Consider the following 16395-nt stretch of genomic DNA (forward strand, 5'->3'; position numbering starts at 1 on the left):
GCTTAATCGATGGTTGCAGATCGCGGAAGGGAATTAGTGCCGGATTAACCAAGCGTGGATTGCCCGCGCGCTTCGGCGTAGCATGCGATCCGGGCACCAAGCCCCACACCAGATAGCCGGAAGGGAGGATGCCATGTATGCCGCCATCCGTCAGGCCAAGGCGAAAAGCGGGAGCGCCGAAGAGCTGGCGCGCCGTATCAAGGAAGGCGCTGTTCCGATCATCAGCGACGTCGACGGCTTCCGCGCCTATTACGTCGTCTATGCCGGCGACGACACGGTCACGGCGATATCGATCTTCGACAAGTTCGAGCAGGCGGAGGAGGCGAACAGGCGTGCGATCGCCTGGATCGAGAAGGATCTGGGCTCGCTGCTTGCCGGCGACGCCCGCGCCGCCGCGGGTCCGGTGATCGTGCATACGCTGGCGTAAGTCCTTCGTCATTGCGAGGAGCGAAGCGACGAAGCAATCCAGGCTGTCACTGCGGAGACAGTCTGGATTGCTTCGCTTCGCTCGCAATGACGAGGAGGTAGATGTGCCCCTTCACAACTCCCGCGCATTCGAGAACGCAAAACTCGACACCCGCCGCGTCGTTTCGTCCAGGATCAGCGTGCGCGTGATCGGCGGCTCGGCGCGCTGGGCGCAGTTTTCGCGCTCGCAGAGGCGGCAGTTGACGCCGATCGGCGTGCCCTCCGTTTTCTCCAGATCGATGCCGGCAGCGTAGACGAGGCGCGCGGCGTGACGGATTTCGCAGCCGAGGCCGATGGCGAAGCGCGGCTGCGGCAGCGGGTGCGGCGCGACGGGGCGGCGCACCATCTGCGCAATCGAGAAATAGCGCGTGCCGTCGGGCAGCTCGATCACCTGCTTCAGCAGGCGATCAGGCGTGTCGAAGGTCGAGTGCACGTTCCACAGCGGACAAGTGCCGCCGAATTTCGAGAACGGGAACGTGCCCGATGAAAATCGCTTCGAGACGTTGCCGGCATTGTCGACACGAAGCAGGAAGAACGGGATGCCGCGCGCGTTCGGCCGCTGCAGGGTGGTGAGCCGATGGCAGACCTGCTCGAAGCCGGAATTGAAGCGCTGTGCCAGCAGATGGATGTCGTAGTTCAATGCTTCGGCGGCAGCCAGGAAAGCCGGGTAGGGCATCATCACGGCGGCCGCAAAATAGTTGCCGAGCGTGATCCGGAACAGGCGGCGCGGTGTGTCGTCGAGCGGGCCGGCGCGGCCGATGATGGTCTCCAGATGCTGCGTGCATTCAACGAGACCAAGCTGGAAGGCGAGCTGGAACGCGCGGCCGGGCGGGTCGACCAGCTCGGAGATCAGGAGCTGGCGCCGGTGGCGGTCGAAGCGCCTCAGCGTCTCGCGCATCACGTCCACGGGCATGATGCGGGTCTGGATCGAATGCTTTTCGCGCAGCCGCGCCGCGAGCGCCGCATAAAGCTCTTCGGCCGGCACGTTCAGCTCGTCGCGCAAAGTCTCCGCGGCCTGCTCGAGTTCCGGAAAGTAGTTGCGGTTGGCCTCGATCAGCTCGCGGACGCGCTCGACCGGATTGGCCTCATAGCGGGTGCCGACGTCGCGGTCGGCCATTTGTGCCGCGGCCAGCGTCTCGCCCTGGCGGGCCTCGGTATAGGCGGCATAGAGCCGTTGCAGCGCATGGGTGACGCCCGGGCAGAGCTCGGCGAGGTCGCGCAGTTCCTGCTTGGGAACGTCGATCTGGCGGAACAGCGGGTCGGAGAAAATCTCGTTGAGTTCGGCGAAGAAGCGGTCCTCGTCGGCGGTCGCGAGGTCGCGCAGGTCGAGGTCGTAGGTTTCGGCCAGCCGCAGCAGGATCTGTGCGGTCACCGGACGCTGGTTGCGCTCGATCAGATTGACATAGCTCGGCGAGATCCCGAGCCCCTCGGCGATTTGGGTCTGCGACAGCCCCAATTGCTGTCGGATCCGCCGGAAGCGCGGGCCGACGAAGAGCTTCTTGCTGGAACCGGCGGGCATTCTCAGGTCTCCGGAGGCATCAAGGGCAGGCTTGTTGACCAATTTTATTTACAAGATTTACAAAGTGACATCTATTACAAGTACCGATGTTACATGACATCACCATTCAAATACAAGCCCACTATACGAGCTGAGCTTTCTCGCGTTTAGCTTCTGACACGCATCTCGCAATGCATTGTCAAGAATGTCGATGGCTGGTGGCCATCGTCAGCGAAAGGATCAGGCACATGAATTACCAGCCCCGCGGCATCAGCACCCTCCAGGCCCCCGCCTCGTATCAGAGCGAGGTCGAGGCGGCCCGGTCGCTCCTGGAGACCCAGCCGACCTGGAACGGGGTGTCGGCCGAGGCCGTCGCCCGCATGCGCCTGCAGAATCGCTTCAAGACCGGCCTGGATATCGCCCGCTACACCGCGGCGCTGATGCGAGCCGACATGGCCGCCTATGACGGCGATCCCACCAAGTACACGCAGTCGCTGGGCTGCTGGCACGGCTTCATCGCCCAGCAGAAGCTGATCTCGGTCAAGAAGCACTTTGGCAAGACCGATCGCACCTATTTGTACCTGTCCGGCTGGATGATCGCGGCGCTGCGCTCCGAGTTCGGCCCGCTGCCGGACCAGTCGATGCACGAGAAGACCTCGGTGCCGGCGCTGATCGAAGAACTCTACACCTTCCTGCGTCAGGCCGACTCGCGCGAGCTGAACGATATCTTCCGCAACCTCGATAAGGCCCGCAAGGAAGGCGACAAGACCCGAGAGAAGGAGTTGATCGAGAAGATCGACAACTTCCAGACCCATGTCGTGCCCGTCATCGCCGACATCGACGCCGGCTTCGGCAATGCGGAGGCGACCTATCTGCTCGCCAAGAAGATGATCGAGGCGGGTGCCTGCGCGCTCCAGATCGAGAACCAGGTCTCGGACGAGAAGCAGTGCGGCCACCAGGACGGCAAGGTCACGGTGCCGCACGAGGTGTTCCTCGCCAAGATCCGGGCCTGCCGCCACGCGTTCCTCGAACTCGGCGTCGAAGACGGCATCGTCGTGACCCGTACCGACTCGCTCGGTGCCGGCCTGACCCAGCAGATTGCGGTCAGCCACAAGCCCGGTGACCTCGGCGACCAGTACAACAGCTTCCTGGATTGCGAGGAAGTGACGGCGGAGAACGCCCGCAATGGCGACGTCATCATCAACCGCAACGGCAAGATGATGCGTCCGAAGCGGCTGCCCTCCAATCTCTATCAGTTCCGCCCGGGCACCGGCGAAGACCGCTGCGTGCTGGACTGCATCACCTCGCTGCAGAACGGCGCCGACCTGCTCTGGATCGAGACCGAGAAGCCGCATATCGAGCAGATCGCCAAGATGGTCGACCGGATCCGCAAGGTGGTTCCGAACGCGAAGCTGGCCTACAACAACTCGCCCTCGTTCAACTGGACCCTCAACTTCCGTTGGCAGGTCTACGATGCGATGAAGGAAGCCGGCCAAGACGTCAGCAAGTACAATCGTGCCGAGCTGATGAAGGTGGAATACGACGATACGCCGCTGGCAAAGGAAGCCGACGAGCGCATCCGCACCTTCCAGGCGGATTCGGCTAAGCGTGCCGGCATCTTCCACCACCTGATCACGTTGCCGACCTACCACACGGCGGCGCTCTCGACCGACAATCTGGCGAAGGAATATTTCGGCGACCAGGGCATGCTCGGCTATGTCAAGAACGTCCAGCGCGCCGAGATCCGTCAGGGTATCGCCTGCGCCAAGCATCAGAACATGGCCGGCTCCGACATCGGCGACGACCACAAGGAATACTTCGCCGGCGAGGCTGCCCTGAAGGCGGGCGGCGCCCACAACACGATGAACCAGTTCGGCTAACGCATCACGCTAATCGACAGGAGACTGACAATGACCAACAGCAATTTCTGGGTGATCGGCGGCGAGTTCGGCTCGATGAACTTCCACAAGCTGGTGGAAGGCTCGGCCCAGGTGCAGGGTCCGTTCAAGACCCGCAAGGAGGCCGAGGACGCCTGGCGCTCGGTCTCGGAAGAGAACCGCCACAAGGCGGGCGTCCGCTTCTCGATCGTGGAAGAGCCGTCGCGGGTCTCGGCGTGAGAATCTGAACTAACATGCCAATCTGAATAAGAAGACGTCCAAGGACGGAGGGTCCCATCCGGCGCAAGCCGGGTGGGACCGTCTGTTTTTGGCACAGGTGAATAGCCTGTGGGCTCCGTAAGTAACTGGAATTGTAGGGCCTTTGCGGGCACATTGGTTGCTGATAGGTTAATCCGGCCAAGTGAGGACGAGGCCGCCAATGTCAGAGCCCGAGACCAGCGGGATCCATCCCAGCCAGCCGCGCCCGGTGCGGCTGCGCGATGCACTGTTGCGGGCGCGGATCGAGGCTGCCGACCGGACCGGCGTCGTCGTCGATTTGCGCGATGCCGAGGTGGCACGGCTCGAGATCCTCAACGATTCGCTCGATCCTCTGTTCGCGCAGGTGCCTGACAAGATCGACCTGTTCGACCGCGGTATCAGCCAGGGCGATACGCCCAGGCTCTGGATCGACGTCGTCGCGCACATCGTGATGGGGCGCGACAAGCGGATGTACCGCTTCGTGCAGGACACCCGCTTCGGCCGCATCGTGCTCGCCGAATCGCACGACACCGCTGTCATCGTCGAGGCCGTGACCGATTACGTCGCGCGCCGCATGATCGAGCGCGAGCATGCGATGGTGGTCCCGCCCGAGCCGAAGCCCGAGGTCGCGCAGCCGCAGCGCCGCTCGCGCCTCTGGCCATTCGTGCTGGGGTTCGTGCTCGGTGCCGCCGCACTGTTCGGGGTTGCCGTGCTTGCGGCCCTGCGGAGCTGGTGAGGCGTCGTCATTCCGGGGCGCGCGAAGCGCGAACCCGGAATCCATTTATCAGCACGTATCGCGGCCCGATGGATTCCGGGTTCATGCTTCGCATGCCCCGGAATGACAGCGGTCTAAATCAACTTCACATGCTTGATCTGCCCGATCTGAAGTCCAGCCCCCAGGCTCCGCACCGTCTGCTCGCAACGCCAGCCGGTGTTGTCCTTCTCGATCGTGAACAGATTGTAGGCCGCAGCCGGGGTGTGCCCGTGCGCGAGCGCGGAGGCCGACGGCACGCCGAGCGCCGGAATATTGCCGTTGGGGCCTTCGAACCACATCGTCGAATGAATGTGGTCGTGCCCGTGCAGGATCAGCTCGACGCCGTGGCGTTTCAAGAGCGTCAGCAGCTCGGCCGAGTCGATCATCCGCTTGTGGCGCGCGCCGGACTTCAGTGGATGATGCACCAGCAGCACGCGAAAGACGTCCTCGGCTGCGAACCGCTCGAGCATCTCTTCGAGCGACGCGAGCTGATCGCGTCCGAGCGTGCCTGTCGCCATCAGCGGCAAGGTGGGCACCGCCGTGGACAGGCTGATCAGCGCGAGCGGCCCGCGCCGGCGCAGGCTCGGAAAGCCGATGCGGCCATCGTCACCCGCAAGATAGGGCGCGAAGGTTTCGCCGAAGCGATGAAAGGTGGCGCGGACATAAGCGTCGTGATTGCCGGGAATCGTGGTGACGCGGTCGGGCGGACCGAGGCCCTCGAGCCAGGCGCGCGCCGGCGCGAATTCCGCCTCCAGCGCCAGATTGACGAGATCGCCTGTGACCGCGATGTGGTCGGGACCTTGCGCCTTCATGTCGGCGACGAGTGCGTCGAGCACCTCGCGGCGCTGATACTTGTGACGGTTGCGCGTCCAGTTGACATAGCCGAACGCGCGCTTGCCCGCGAGCTCGATCAGCCGCGGCTTCGGCAGCGGCGGCAGATGCGGGTCCGACAGATGGGCGAGCGTGAAGGGGGCCATTGGGGGCGATTGCCTCGCTATTCGCCCGCTGTAATGGCAAGGTCGCAGGCCAGGTGCAAGCGGGGCATCAAGGGAGCCCGATGGCGGATCGTCTGAACAGCGTCCGACGCAGATTCGAGCCGTTGCTGCGGCAAATCTTCCACGCCTATTTCCTGCTGGTCCGCGGCATGACGCTCGGCGTCCGCGCCGTGGTGCTGGATGCCGACACCAGGGTGTTCCTGGTCAGGCACAGCTACGTCACGGGCTGGTATCTGCCCGGCGGCGGCGTCGATCTCGGCGAGACCATGGAGCAGGCGATGCGCCGCGAGCTCAAGGAGGAGGGCGATATCGATCTCACTGGCGATGCCGTGCTGCACGGCATCTTCCTCAACAGCCACGTGTCCCGCCGCGACCATGTCGCGGTCTACGTCGTCAGGCAGTTCAAGCAGGATCGCCTGCCCGCGCCCAACCACGAGATCGCCGAGTGCGGGTTCTTCGCGGTCACCGCGCTGCCCGAGGGGACCACGCCCGGCACGCGGTTGCGGATCGCGGAAGTCCTGCACGACAGGCCGCGGATTGCGACGTGGCGATGATGGCTGCCTGTGCTAGTAAATCGCCGCACCTGCGGTGTCGGCGCATGGACGAGGGATGAAGATTGTCTGAATCGACGAGGTCATGGCCATTTCGGGTCGCCGTGCTGGTGCCCTGCTACAATGAGGAAGCCGCCGTCGCGACGGTCGTCGCTGATTTCCGCAAGGCCCTGCCTGCGGCCGAGGTCTACGTGTACGACAACAATTCGACCGATCGCACCGCGGCGGTCGCGCGCGAGGCGGGAGCGATCGTGCGCAGCGAACGGCGCCAGGGCAAAGGTCACGTCGTGCGCCGCATGTTCGCGGACATCGAGGCCGACATCTACGTGCTCGTCGATGGCGATGCGACCTACGACGCGCCGAGCGCGTCGCGCATGATCGACGAGCTCCTCGACGAGCATCTGGATATGGTTGTCGGTCTGCGAGTCGATCAATCGCAAGCGGCCTACCGGCGCGGTCATCGCATCGGCAACCGGCTGTTCACCGGTTTCCTGGCATCGACCTTCGGCCACGCCTTCAAGGACATCCTGTCCGGCTACCGCGTGTTCTCGCGCCGCTTCGTCAAATCCTTCCCGGTCCTGTCCGGTGGCTTCGAGATCGAGACCGAGTTCGCGGTCTATGCGCTGGAATTGTCGCTGCCGGTCGCCGAGGTCGAGACGCCCTATTACGCGCGCCCGGAAGGCTCCTTCTCCAAGCTCGATACCTGGCAGGACGGGTTGCGCATCTTCAACACGATGCTGAAGCTCAACCGGTCGGAGCGGCCGCTGCGCTTCTTTTCGGCGATCGGCATCGTGCTCGCGCTGCTGTCGATCGCTTTCGGGCTGCCCGTCGTGATCACCTTCCTCGAAACCGGCCTCGTCCCGCGCCTGCCCACCGCCGTGCTCTCCATGGGTCTGATGATCATGGCGCTGCTTTCGGCTTCGTCGGGGCTCGTGCTCGACACCGTGACGCGCGGGCGGCGGGAAATAAAGATGCTCGCCTACCTGTCCCAGCCGCCGCTCTGGAGGAGCTGAAATTGCCCCCGGGGGCAGGGCGCAATCCCATGGACCGCTGCCCTCCAAGGTGATATCCCGCCGACGCGATGAACGATCTCTCCCTCACCATCCGGTCGGAAGCCGCCGGCGATGCTCAGGCGATCGAGCGGCTGCACGAACGCACCTTCGGACCCGGCCGCTTCGTGCTCAGCGCGTACCGAATCCGCGAGCATGTGGATCATGTGCTCGATCTATCCTTCACCGCCCGCGTCGGTACGTTGCTGGTCGGATCCGTACGGCAATTGCCGATTTGCGTCGGTGACACGCCGGCACTGCTGCTCGGGCCCCTGACGGTCGAGCCTCCGTTCCGCAGCCGCGGCGTCGGCCGGCTGCTGCTCGAGCGCGCACTGACGGATGCGAAGGCGCAGGGCCATCGCCTGGTGCTGCTGGTCGGCGACGAGCCCTATTACAGCCGCGTCGGCTTCAAGCAGGTCGCCAAGGGACGCGTCACCATGCCGGGCCCGGTCGATTACAGCCGGCTCCTCGTCATCGAGCTGGTCGAGGGCGCGTTCGAAGGCGTATCGGGGCCGATCGGCCCGGACTGGAGCAAGACGCGCACCTGACGCCATCGCTTCGAAGCTCACATGAAGGTAGGGCAGTGCCGGTCGATCAGCAATATTACCGGGAAGTGGCGTCCGGGAGCACGGCGGAAAAGCTGCTGATCGCCGCGCGCGACCGCATCTACCAGGATTTCATCGCCCGCATGCAGCCGTCTGCCTTGGACGAGATCCTGGATGTCGGCGTATCCGACGTGATCAACGACGGCGCGAACGTGCTGGAGCGAAGCTACCCGCATCAGCACAAGATCACGGCGTGCGGGCTCGGCGAAGGAATCGGGTTCAAGGCGGCTTTTCCGCTTTGCCGTTACGTGCAGATCGAACCGAATACACGGCTGCCGTTCAACGACAATGCGTTCGATGTCGCGACGTCCAATGCCGTGCTCGAGCATGCCAGTAGCCATGAAAATCAGGTGCTCCTGGTCGAGGAGCTTTGCCGCGTCGCGCGGCGGGTGTTCATCACCGTGCCCAACAGGTTCTTTCCGGTCGAGCACCACACCGCCATCCCGCTGGCGCATTATTTGGACGGCACCTTCAGGATCGCCTGCAGGATCGCCGGCAAGTCGGAATGGACCGACGAGCAGAACCTGATCCTGATGACGCGAAAACGGCTGCTGGGGCTCGCCGCCAAGTCCTCCACCCCTAAGTCCGCGGCCGTGGGCTACACCGGTTTGTCGCTCGGCCCGCTATCGTCCAATCTCTATCTTGCATTCCGCTAAAGCAGCGCCGCCTCCGTCGCATCATGATCCCCGATGAAGAAGATCCACACCAGCAAAGCCGTCTTCGCCGTGTTGTTTCTCGCGGTGCTGGTCGGCCATTTCTGGACCATGATGCGGTGGAATGAGGCGCGCGGCGTCTATGACGACATCTGCTACCTCAGGCAGGCGCATCTGTTCCAGAGGTTCGGGCTGGTGGAGGGCTTCGACACCAACCTCGGCCGCGACGACGATGGCTATCAGAAAGCGAAGCTGAAGGAGATCGGCTACCCGGACTGGAACGATACGACCGCGGCGCCCTGTCACAATCTGATGCCGGCCACGGGGAAGGTCGTCATTCAATATCCGCCGGGTGTCGGCCTCGTGTTGGCGCTGTTTCCGCCAGGTCACCAGGTCGTGCCCATGTACATGCTGGCGACCATTATCGTGCTCGGCTTTGCGCTGTTTGCGCTTTCTCTCGCGCGCAGCATGCGGTCGGTCCTGATGGCCGGGACGTTCGGCTGTCTTGCGATCTACCCGATGGTCAATCCGGTCAAGGCGAGCTATTCGATGGCCCCGACGGTCGTCGTCTGCGCGCTCGCGGGATGTCTCACGGCGCGATGGCTGGCGAGCCCGCGATCTCAACCGAGGATTTGGCCGCTGGCGCCGATCGGTTTCCTGCTCGGACTGACCGTCGATTTCCGGTTGGCCAATCTCTTCCTGGCGTCCGGCTATGGCCTGTTTCTCCTCGTCGCGTTCCTTGCGGAACGGACGTTGTCCCGGTTCTTGCAGGGGCTCGTGTTCGGCCTCGCGTTGCTGGCCGGCGTGATCCCGACCATCGTCTCTTACGCCGTCAACGCCGGCAGTCCGTTCGCGTCGACCTACGGCAACAACCCCGATGTCAGGCCGCTGGATTTTTCGTTCGCGGTGGTCCGGGACTATCTCGCCGACCCGCTCCAGACCTTGCTGATCGTCATCGGAATTGCAGGCTCGATCTGGCTGTTGCGGCAGGCGAACGGCATTCGCCGTGTCGCGCTGCTCACGTTGGCCAATCTGGCGCTCAACCTCGCCTTCTTCTTCACCTATCCGATCGCGACGCCATACTACACGATCCCCATTTCTCTCCTGACATTGTGGACCCTGCTGTTCGCCGTGCTGTTTCGGGAGGCGGCAGAGGCTTCCCCCGATGCAGCCACTCTAGCCGAAGCGCGATGAGCTCCGGCTAGCTATCGCGCTTTCAGAACTTGAAGTTCGCAAACGCCCGCACGCCGATGCCGGGCATCAGCACCTCGTCCTTGGTGTAGGACACCGAGTTGCGGATGTTCTCGTTGAGGAGATTGTTGCCGACGATACCCGTCGTCACCTCGCGCGCACCGAACCAGTTGCGGTCGAGCTTGGTCTTGTAGCTCACCTCGGCTTTCAACAAATTGTAGCCCGGTGTCGGCGTCTCCGCGATCACCGCGACGTTGTTCTGCGCGAAGGCGTGCAACAGATTGACGCGCATCAGCCAGTTGTCGTCGCGCCAGAACACGCCGCCGCCCAGCCGCACCGGCGGAATGCGCGGCACGTTGGTGCCGTCGGTGAAAGTGGCACGGACCACGTCGAACTGGTTCTCGATGCCCCAGATGCCGCCCTGGAATGCTCCGACATCGAGCTGCGACTGGAATTCGCCGCCGCGGAAGTTCGCGTCCCGCTGCGAATAGACCGCCTGGTTCACCTCGGCGCCGGGCGCGCCGCACGAGGCAAAGTCCTCGTCGCACATCACGCCGGTGAGACGGCGATAGATGAAGTTGTTGAAGTGCGTGTAGTAGACGGTCGCCTCGAACCGGAACGGCCCCGTCGCCTTGCGCAGGCCGACCTCGACGGACTTCGCCGTCTCGATGACGAGGTTAGGGTTGCCGATGTCGAAGGTCGCGGTCGCATCATGCGCACCGCGCGAGAACAGCTCCGCCGCCTTCGGCGCGCGCTCGACATATTGCGCGGTGATGCTGCCGACCATGCCACCCGGCAGGTCCTGCAACAGGCCGATGCTGCCGCTTTTCGGCGTGAAGGACGGATTGCGCGAGATCGCCGCCTGCGGCGTGCCATCGGGCAGGAAGTCCGCGGGAAAATCCGGCGTCGTGCCGTGCAGCTCGACATGCTCGATGCGGCCGGCGATCTGCGCCCGCGTCGCGTCCGTGAACTTGAACTCGTTGAAGGCGTAACCGGCAACGCGCGTGCTGTTGTTGGGATCCCACAGGCCGTTGAACAGCGTGCCCGGATTGTCCGGGCTCGGCGCGCTCAATTCCTGATGGCCGACCTGGAAGCCCAGCGCCGTCGTCACCTCGGCGAAGCGCGCGTTGAATGGCATCAGCTGCACCTCGGTGCGGATCTCCTGCTCCTTGTTGGTGAAGGTCTGCCGCACGCCGTCGGTATTGGGATCGGCGGGATCGGCAAGCCCGATCTCGTTGTGCCGGTAGTCGGTCGCGCCGGCCCAGAAGCGAACGACATCGATCGCCGTCGCGTCGGGATGGTACTCGCCCTTGACGTTGATCTTGGTCTGGTGACCGTCGATCCGCGTGTTGTGGTCGGCGCCGTCGATGCCGGGGATGTGGTAGAGCGCATCGTTCTGCGTGATCGCCGCACCGATATAGCCGCCCTGGAAAAAGTAGGAGCCGCCGATCGAGGCGCCGTCCGAGCGCGTCGCCGAATTGGGCTGGCGTCCGTTGACGACGGGCCGGGTCTGGTCGGCGAGGTACGGGTAGCTCGGGATGCTGTAGTCGGTGGTGTTGCGCCCGTAGACGTCGGCATGGAAGGCAAAATTGCCGCCGCCGGTGTCGAGCAGCACGCCGCTTTCAACGCCACGGTCGACCGAGCTGAACGCGCTGCGCGTCTCGGCGATGACGCAAGGCGATGTCGCGGCGCTCGCGAGCGGCGCCTTGGCCGGCATGCCGTAAGCCTGGAACGACGGAGCGCAGTTCGGCAGCGTGTCGGGAATCCGGTTGTTGGTGGCGCTGACGACGCCACCGATCGAGGTCGAGCCGTAGCGCAGCGCAGCCGGCCCGCGCACCACCTCGACCTGGTTGGTCGCGAGCGGATCGATCGGGACGAAGTGATCCTCGCCGAGATCGGAGGCGCCGCCGGCATTGGTGCCGTTCTCGACGATGCCGACGCGGTTGACGTCGAGCCCCCGGATGATCGGCCGGCTGGAAGCGCCCGGCGCGAAGCTCGAGCCGGTGATGCCGGGTTTCGAAAACAGGAGATCGCCGAGCTGGCCGCCGCCCTCGCGGCGAATTTCCTCGTTCGGCACCACCGTGACGGTCGCGAACTGGTTGGTCACGATGGGCAGCACGCCCTGCTGAGATGCGGCGGGCGTGGAGGCTGCCGGCGTGGCGTCCGCCGTGCGTTCCTGGCTGCGTGCCCGCGCGGTTCGCGTGGGGCGGCCCGGATTGCGGGTCGGCACCACCGCCCTGCGTACGATGGGGCTCGGAGCCGTCACGGTGACGGCGGGGATCTCGGTCGATGACTTATCCTCGGCCAGCGCCGAGGTGGCGACGCCGATCAGGAGCAGGCTTGCTCCGCCAAGGCGCTGCGTGCGCCGCAATTTGAATGACATGGTCCTGATTCCAGTCAGGCGCCGTCCGCATGATGATCTGCTGATCGGAGGCGGCCTGCCGTCGCTGCGCGACGGAATTCGACTTCAACTGCTCCCGGGCACGCGCCTGAAAGCGGCGAGCCGAGCGTGATCAAGCGTTGTTGGAAGTCAGGACGCGGGAGGGGCGCGCGGCTGGAATGCCGTGCCGGCCGATTTCAGATGGACGAATTCGGCGTCGGTGGTGCGATAGAGCAGGTCGATCGCCTGCGGCAGCAATAACACAGGCGGCGCCGCGAACATGACGCTGCCGGCCATCGCGACCAATGCGCAGATCGCACAATTGTCCTCGCCCGGCTGTTCCCTGTCGGGAGCCGACGGCGATTGCCTCTCGACCGCGGCACGGTCGATCGACGCAACGCCGTTGCTGTCGTCGGTCTGCTGAAGCGAGGCCTGGGCGAGGGGAGCGGCCTGGGCGAACCAATGGCTGTGGCCGAACGTCAGCGCGAACTGCACCAGCATCGCGAAGATCGCGAGCCGGGCGCCGTGTCTGATATTCGACCGGAACCACTTCATCTGGAAACGCCACCCCCACATCGCGAGGGATCATCCCCTGATCCCGCGACGTTATAATGTAACATCGCCCGATCGGTCAGCGGATGTCAACCGCAGCCGCACCGACCCGAGTGGGCCGGCTCCTCGATGTGTCGTTCGGGCAACTGAAAGATCTCGGCTGAGGACCTATCGAATGGCTTACGGGAACGGCGATTGATTGACTCAGTGCCAGCGCGAGGAGGCGGCATCAGAGCTTTTTGCTCTGGAGCCAGGTGCGGATAGCCTCGATGTGTTCTGCCTTGCGCTCCAGCGGCAGCCAATGCCCTGCGGGCATGCTCGTTACGGTCAAGTCCGGGCAGGCGGAGCGCATCGGGTCACCTTGGCGATTTCCGGTGATGCTGCAGATCTGATCAAAGTCGCCGTTAACGAACAGCACCGGCTGCGACAGGCGGCCGCCACTGGGTGCCTTGCGCGCATAGGCGATGTCGGCGTCGTCGTTCAGGTACCACGCGCAGGATGGGCGGAAGCCATGAGCCTGGAACGACTGCACCAGCACCTCGAAGTCCGCCGGCGGCCAGAGAGCCGGATCAGGCTCAGTCGGCGGGGCGCGGTGCGCGGCGCCAAAGCGCCCTCCATTGCGCGTGACCATCGCATTCGGCGAAACCTTGCCGATGCCGGCGGGGTTGCCTGGCCGAAAGATCGACGCCAGCGATGCGGCCAGATCTGCATCGAGGTCGGCGACCGCCGCCTCGAAGTGCGTGGTGTAGTAACGGTAGTAATCCCATTGGCCGTCCGGATATTGGTCAACCGGATAAATCGTTCGGTCGACCAGCGGGACGACTGTGCGCAGGGCGTGCCCGTCGGGTTGATACGCCAGCGAGGTCAGCACGACGCCGCGGCTGCGCTTGGGCTGATGCGCGACCAACTGACCAACCACAACACAGCCCCAGTCGTGGCCAACCCAGATCGCAGGCTTGCCGCCGAGGTGATCATGGAGTTCGGCCATGTCTGTCACGATTTCCTCGATGGTATAGGCGTCGTTGGCTGCGGGCGTGGAAGAGCCGCCGTAGCCGCGCAGATCGGGAGCGACGCAGTGCCAACCGTCGGCGGCAAACGCGTCCATCTGAGCGCGCCACATCAAACTGATGCTCGGCCAGCCATGGACGAAGATCATCAACGGTCCGTCGGCCGGCCCGCACGCGATGTAGCGCGTTGTCTGACGAGGCGAGCTGAACGTGCGCTGGTGAAGTGTGTCTGTCATGGTCGAGTAACTCCGCTTCTCATCGAACGCTCGCGCTGTTTGGGTGCTGCGAAGGCTCCGTCGAGAACTGCTCTTGTCCGCGGGGAGCGATGCCTGGACAGGGACACGCCTGCCCAGGGCCGAGGAAGAACCGCCCCCAGATTTCACAACGCGCTACATTCGACCGAGTTCGGGGTCGAAGGCGCTATGGAGCTTCCGGCGAAGAAGTGACGATTGGATTTATCCGACTAACGGGAAGCGAAGGGACGCGCGTAAGCCGCCTAGCGCCCTTCACGGACCCACGTCGCAGCAAACGCGCCGAGCAGCAGCAATAGGCCGATCAGGCCGGCAAAGATCGGCAGCACGCCGACGCCCTTCACGACGCTGGCGTCGCGCATCCGCACGCCCATCCAGCCGTCACCATGGAAGACGCTCGCCGAGCGGACCGGCAGAATGCGCGGCAGCTCGACGCTGGCGCCGTCGACCACGCGCACGGCATCACCGCCGGTCGCCTGGGTCAGCGGCTTCAACGTCTCAGTGGTGGAGGTGACTTCCGAAAACTCCTTCGGATTGGTCGGGCCGACATTGATCAGCGCCTTCAGCGTGCCGTCGGTGGCTTGCCACAGGCCGAGCTCGCTCGCCGGCAGGCTGGCGCGCCATTCGCCGGGATCGCCGGCTGCAAGCGTCAGGTCGCGCGACACGCCCGACGGCGAGGTCACGCTCACCGGCTGAACGCTGTCCGCCATGGTCTGGCGCACCACCACGAGATTCTTGCCCTGCACCTGCAGGCGCAACGCTTCCTCGTCCAGATCAGGCTGCTTCATCAGCCAGTGCGACATCCGCCGCAACAGATCGAGATGCGGACCGCCGCCTTCATAGCCGCGCGCCCACAGCCAGATGTGGTCGGAGAGCAGCAGCGCCACGCGGCCCTCGCCGAAACGCGATAGGAACAGCAGCGGCTTGCCGTCGACGCCCGTCATGACGGGCGGGTTGACCGCATTGCGGGTCTCGACGGTGCGGAAGAAGCGGCTCCAGCGCGGCGGCTCGGAGGCCGAGCCCTCGAGGCCGCGCGTGACGGGATGGCGTTTGCCGACGTCGGACAGATGCGCGTAGAACGGCTTTTCCGTCACCCCGACGGGTTCGGCCGGCAGCACCGAATCCAGCGGCGTGCGCCAGATGCTGGTGTTGGACGCGTAATCGGGGCCGGCCGAGACCAGCACTGCGCCGCCGGAACGCACGTAGCGTGCGATGTTGTCGAAATAAGCGATCGGCAGCACGCCCTGGCGGGCATAGCGGTCGAAGATGATCAGCTGGAATTCGTTGATCTTCTGCTGGAACAGCTCGCGGGTCGGAAACGCGATCAGCGACAATTCGTTGATCGGCGTGCCGTCCTGCTTCTCCGGCGGCCGCAGAATGGTGAAGTGGACGAGATCGACGCTGGCGTCGGACTTGAGCAGATTGCGCCAGGTGCGCTCGCCGGAATGCGGCTCACCCGAGACCAGCAGCACGCGCAGCTTGTCGCGCACACCGTCGATGGCGACGACGGCGCGGTTGTTGACCGGCGTCAATTCCCGCTCGAGCGGCGAGGCCTCGATCTCGACGATGTTCGGCCCGGAGTGCTTGATGTCGACCTCGACGCTTGCGGCCTGGCCGCTCGAAAGCGTGCGCTCGTTGATGACCTCGCCGTCTCTGCGGACCGTGACCTTGGCGCGCTCGCCGCTGACGCCCTGGTCGTCGAGGCGGTAGGTGATGGTCTGGGGCTGCCCGACGATGCCGAAGCGCGGCGCCGCGATGACCGCGATACGGCGGTCGCGCTCGTCCTTCTGCCCGGTAATCAGCGCGTGCACCGGCGCCTGGAAGCCGAGCCCGGCGGCGTTGGCCGGAATGTCGTGAACGCGGCCGTCGGTGATCAGGAACGCACCGGCGACGCGGTCGACCGGCACGTCGGATAAGGCCGACGCCAACGCCCCGAACAGCTTGGTGCCGTCGGTCTCGCCGTCGGCCTGTCCGGCATCGACGACGCGGACCTCGAGCCCCTTGATCTTCTTCAGACTGTCGACCAGCGCTTCCTGCGCCTGAGCGGCCTCGCGATTGCGATTACCGAAATTCTGGCTCGGGCTTTTGTCGACGACGATTGCGGCAACCGAGGTGAGGGGATCGCGGTCCTCGCGGGTGAAGGAGGGATTGGCGAGCGCCAGCAGGAACAGCGTCAACGCGGCCACGCGCACGGCAGCGCCGCGCGCACGCGCCAGCAGCAGCACCAGCGCGATGACGACGATCGCGGCCAGCGCGAGCCACAGGACGATCGTGGGAACCAGCGGCGTGAATGCGATGCCGTAATTCAT

Annotated in this window: 15 protein-coding genes; 9 read left to right on the forward strand and 6 right to left on the reverse strand. The window is 64.7% G+C overall.

What is annotated here, in order from left to right:
• Positions 1-133: 133 nt before the first annotated feature.
• Positions 134-427 carry an antibiotic biosynthesis monooxygenase gene (locus FXB41_RS31055; protein ID WP_007595131.1) on the forward strand — a complete coding sequence of 98 codons (294 nt, stop codon included), beginning with the start codon at positions 134-136 and terminating at the stop codon, positions 425-427.
• 111 nt (positions 428-538) lie between these two features.
• On the opposite strand, the gene FXB41_RS31060 is transcribed toward FXB41_RS31055, so the two are convergent.
• Positions 539-1984, reverse strand: a complete 1446-nt coding sequence (locus FXB41_RS31060; RefSeq protein WP_219684477.1) for a helix-turn-helix domain-containing protein — start codon at positions 1982-1984, stop codon at positions 539-541.
• A 227-nt stretch (positions 1985-2211) separates the two neighbouring features.
• Between FXB41_RS31060 and FXB41_RS31065 the strand changes: the two genes are divergently transcribed.
• From FXB41_RS31065 to FXB41_RS31075, 3 genes are all read left to right on the forward strand, one after another.
• Positions 2212-3843 carry an isocitrate lyase gene (locus FXB41_RS31065; protein WP_219684478.1) on the forward strand — a complete coding sequence of 544 codons (1632 nt, stop codon included), beginning with the start codon at positions 2212-2214 and terminating at the stop codon, positions 3841-3843.
• A 30-nt stretch (positions 3844-3873) separates the two neighbouring features.
• Positions 3874-4080, forward strand: a complete 207-nt coding sequence (locus FXB41_RS31070) for a DUF4170 domain-containing protein (protein ID WP_007595122.1) — start codon at positions 3874-3876, stop codon at positions 4078-4080.
• Between the two features lie 199 nt (positions 4081-4279).
• Positions 4280-4834, forward strand: coding sequence for a hypothetical protein (locus tag FXB41_RS31075; protein WP_219684479.1), 555 nt, complete (start codon positions 4280-4282; stop codon positions 4832-4834).
• A gap of 113 nt (positions 4835-4947) precedes the next feature.
• Here FXB41_RS31075 and FXB41_RS31080 read toward each other — a convergent pair whose 3' ends face one another.
• On the reverse strand, positions 4948-5829 hold the full coding sequence (locus FXB41_RS31080) for a metallophosphoesterase family protein (protein ID WP_219684480.1): 882 nt from the start codon (positions 5827-5829) through the stop codon (positions 4948-4950).
• A gap of 80 nt (positions 5830-5909) precedes the next feature.
• Between FXB41_RS31080 and FXB41_RS31085 the strand changes: the two genes are divergently transcribed.
• The 5 genes from FXB41_RS31085 (at position 5910) to FXB41_RS31105 (ending at position 9899) form a co-directional block, all read left to right on the forward strand.
• A complete protein-coding gene (locus tag FXB41_RS31085; protein ID WP_219684481.1) occupies positions 5910-6401 on the forward strand; it encodes an NUDIX domain-containing protein in 492 nt (163 codons plus the stop codon).
• Positions 6402-6463: 62 nt separating this feature from the next.
• Positions 6464-7411: a glycosyltransferase family 2 protein gene (locus tag FXB41_RS31090; RefSeq protein WP_219684482.1), complete on the forward strand. Its 948-nt coding sequence runs from the start codon at positions 6464-6466 to the stop codon at positions 7409-7411.
• 68 nt (positions 7412-7479) lie between these two features.
• Positions 7480-7995 (forward strand): GNAT family N-acetyltransferase, encoded by a 516-nt coding sequence (locus FXB41_RS31095; protein WP_219684483.1) that lies wholly within the window; start codon positions 7480-7482, stop codon positions 7993-7995.
• A gap of 35 nt (positions 7996-8030) precedes the next feature.
• The gene (locus tag FXB41_RS31100; RefSeq protein WP_219684484.1) at positions 8031-8708 is read left to right on the forward strand and encodes a methyltransferase domain-containing protein; all 678 of its coding nucleotides are present in this window, start codon (positions 8031-8033) and stop codon (positions 8706-8708) included.
• Between the two features lie 33 nt (positions 8709-8741).
• On the forward strand, positions 8742-9899 hold the full coding sequence (locus FXB41_RS31105) for a hypothetical protein (protein WP_219684485.1): 1158 nt from the start codon (positions 8742-8744) through the stop codon (positions 9897-9899).
• A gap of 22 nt (positions 9900-9921) precedes the next feature.
• On the opposite strand, the gene FXB41_RS31110 is transcribed toward FXB41_RS31105, so the two are convergent.
• The 4 genes from FXB41_RS31110 to FXB41_RS31125 form a co-directional block, all read right to left on the reverse strand.
• Positions 9922-12279 (reverse strand): TonB-dependent receptor, encoded by a 2358-nt coding sequence (locus tag FXB41_RS31110; protein ID WP_219684486.1) that lies wholly within the window; start codon positions 12277-12279, stop codon positions 9922-9924.
• Between the two features lie 147 nt (positions 12280-12426).
• Positions 12427-12831: a DUF2946 domain-containing protein gene (locus tag FXB41_RS31115; RefSeq protein ID WP_219684487.1), complete on the reverse strand. Its 405-nt coding sequence runs from the start codon at positions 12829-12831 to the stop codon at positions 12427-12429.
• A 226-nt stretch (positions 12832-13057) separates the two neighbouring features.
• Positions 13058-14071, reverse strand: a complete 1014-nt coding sequence (locus FXB41_RS31120; protein WP_219684488.1) for an alpha/beta fold hydrolase — start codon at positions 14069-14071, stop codon at positions 13058-13060.
• A 260-nt stretch (positions 14072-14331) separates the two neighbouring features.
• Positions 14332-16395, reverse strand: coding sequence for a hypothetical protein (locus FXB41_RS31125; RefSeq protein WP_219684489.1), 2064 nt, complete (start codon positions 16393-16395; stop codon positions 14332-14334).

The sequence above is a fragment of the Bradyrhizobium canariense genome, from assembly GCF_019402665.1.
GTDB lineage: Bacteria > Pseudomonadota > Alphaproteobacteria > Rhizobiales > Xanthobacteraceae > Bradyrhizobium > Bradyrhizobium canariense.

What these genes read in the sequence shown, in the direction of transcription:
- FXB41_RS31055 (WP_007595131.1), top strand. Translation starts at nt 134, where the DNA reads ATGTATGCCGCCATCCGTCAGGCCAAGGCGAAAAGCGGGAGCGCCGAA.
- FXB41_RS31060 (WP_219684477.1), bottom strand. Translation starts at nt 1,984, where the DNA reads ATGCCCGCCGGTTCCAGCAAGAAGCTCTTCGTCGGCCCGCGCTTCCGG.
- FXB41_RS31065 (WP_219684478.1), top strand. Translation starts at nt 2,212, where the DNA reads ATGAATTACCAGCCCCGCGGCATCAGCACCCTCCAGGCCCCCGCCTCG.
- FXB41_RS31070 (WP_007595122.1), top strand. Translation starts at nt 3,874, where the DNA reads ATGACCAACAGCAATTTCTGGGTGATCGGCGGCGAGTTCGGCTCGATG.
- FXB41_RS31075 (WP_219684479.1), top strand. Translation starts at nt 4,280, where the DNA reads ATGTCAGAGCCCGAGACCAGCGGGATCCATCCCAGCCAGCCGCGCCCG.
- FXB41_RS31080 (WP_219684480.1), bottom strand. Translation starts at nt 5,829, where the DNA reads ATGGCCCCCTTCACGCTCGCCCATCTGTCGGACCCGCATCTGCCGCCG.
- FXB41_RS31085 (WP_219684481.1), top strand. Translation starts at nt 5,910, where the DNA reads ATGGCGGATCGTCTGAACAGCGTCCGACGCAGATTCGAGCCGTTGCTG.
- FXB41_RS31095 (WP_219684483.1), top strand. Translation starts at nt 7,480, where the DNA reads ATGAACGATCTCTCCCTCACCATCCGGTCGGAAGCCGCCGGCGATGCT.
- FXB41_RS31105 (WP_219684485.1), top strand. Translation starts at nt 8,742, where the DNA reads ATGAAGAAGATCCACACCAGCAAAGCCGTCTTCGCCGTGTTGTTTCTC.
- FXB41_RS31110 (WP_219684486.1), bottom strand. Translation starts at nt 12,279, where the DNA reads ATGTCATTCAAATTGCGGCGCACGCAGCGCCTTGGCGGAGCAAGCCTG.
- FXB41_RS31115 (WP_219684487.1), bottom strand. Translation starts at nt 12,831, where the DNA reads ATGAAGTGGTTCCGGTCGAATATCAGACACGGCGCCCGGCTCGCGATC.
- FXB41_RS31120 (WP_219684488.1), bottom strand. Translation starts at nt 14,071, where the DNA reads ATGACAGACACACTTCACCAGCGCACGTTCAGCTCGCCTCGTCAGACA.
- FXB41_RS31125 (WP_219684489.1), bottom strand. Translation starts at nt 16,395, where the DNA reads ATGAATTACGGCATCGCATTCACGCCGCTGGTTCCCACGATCGTCCTG.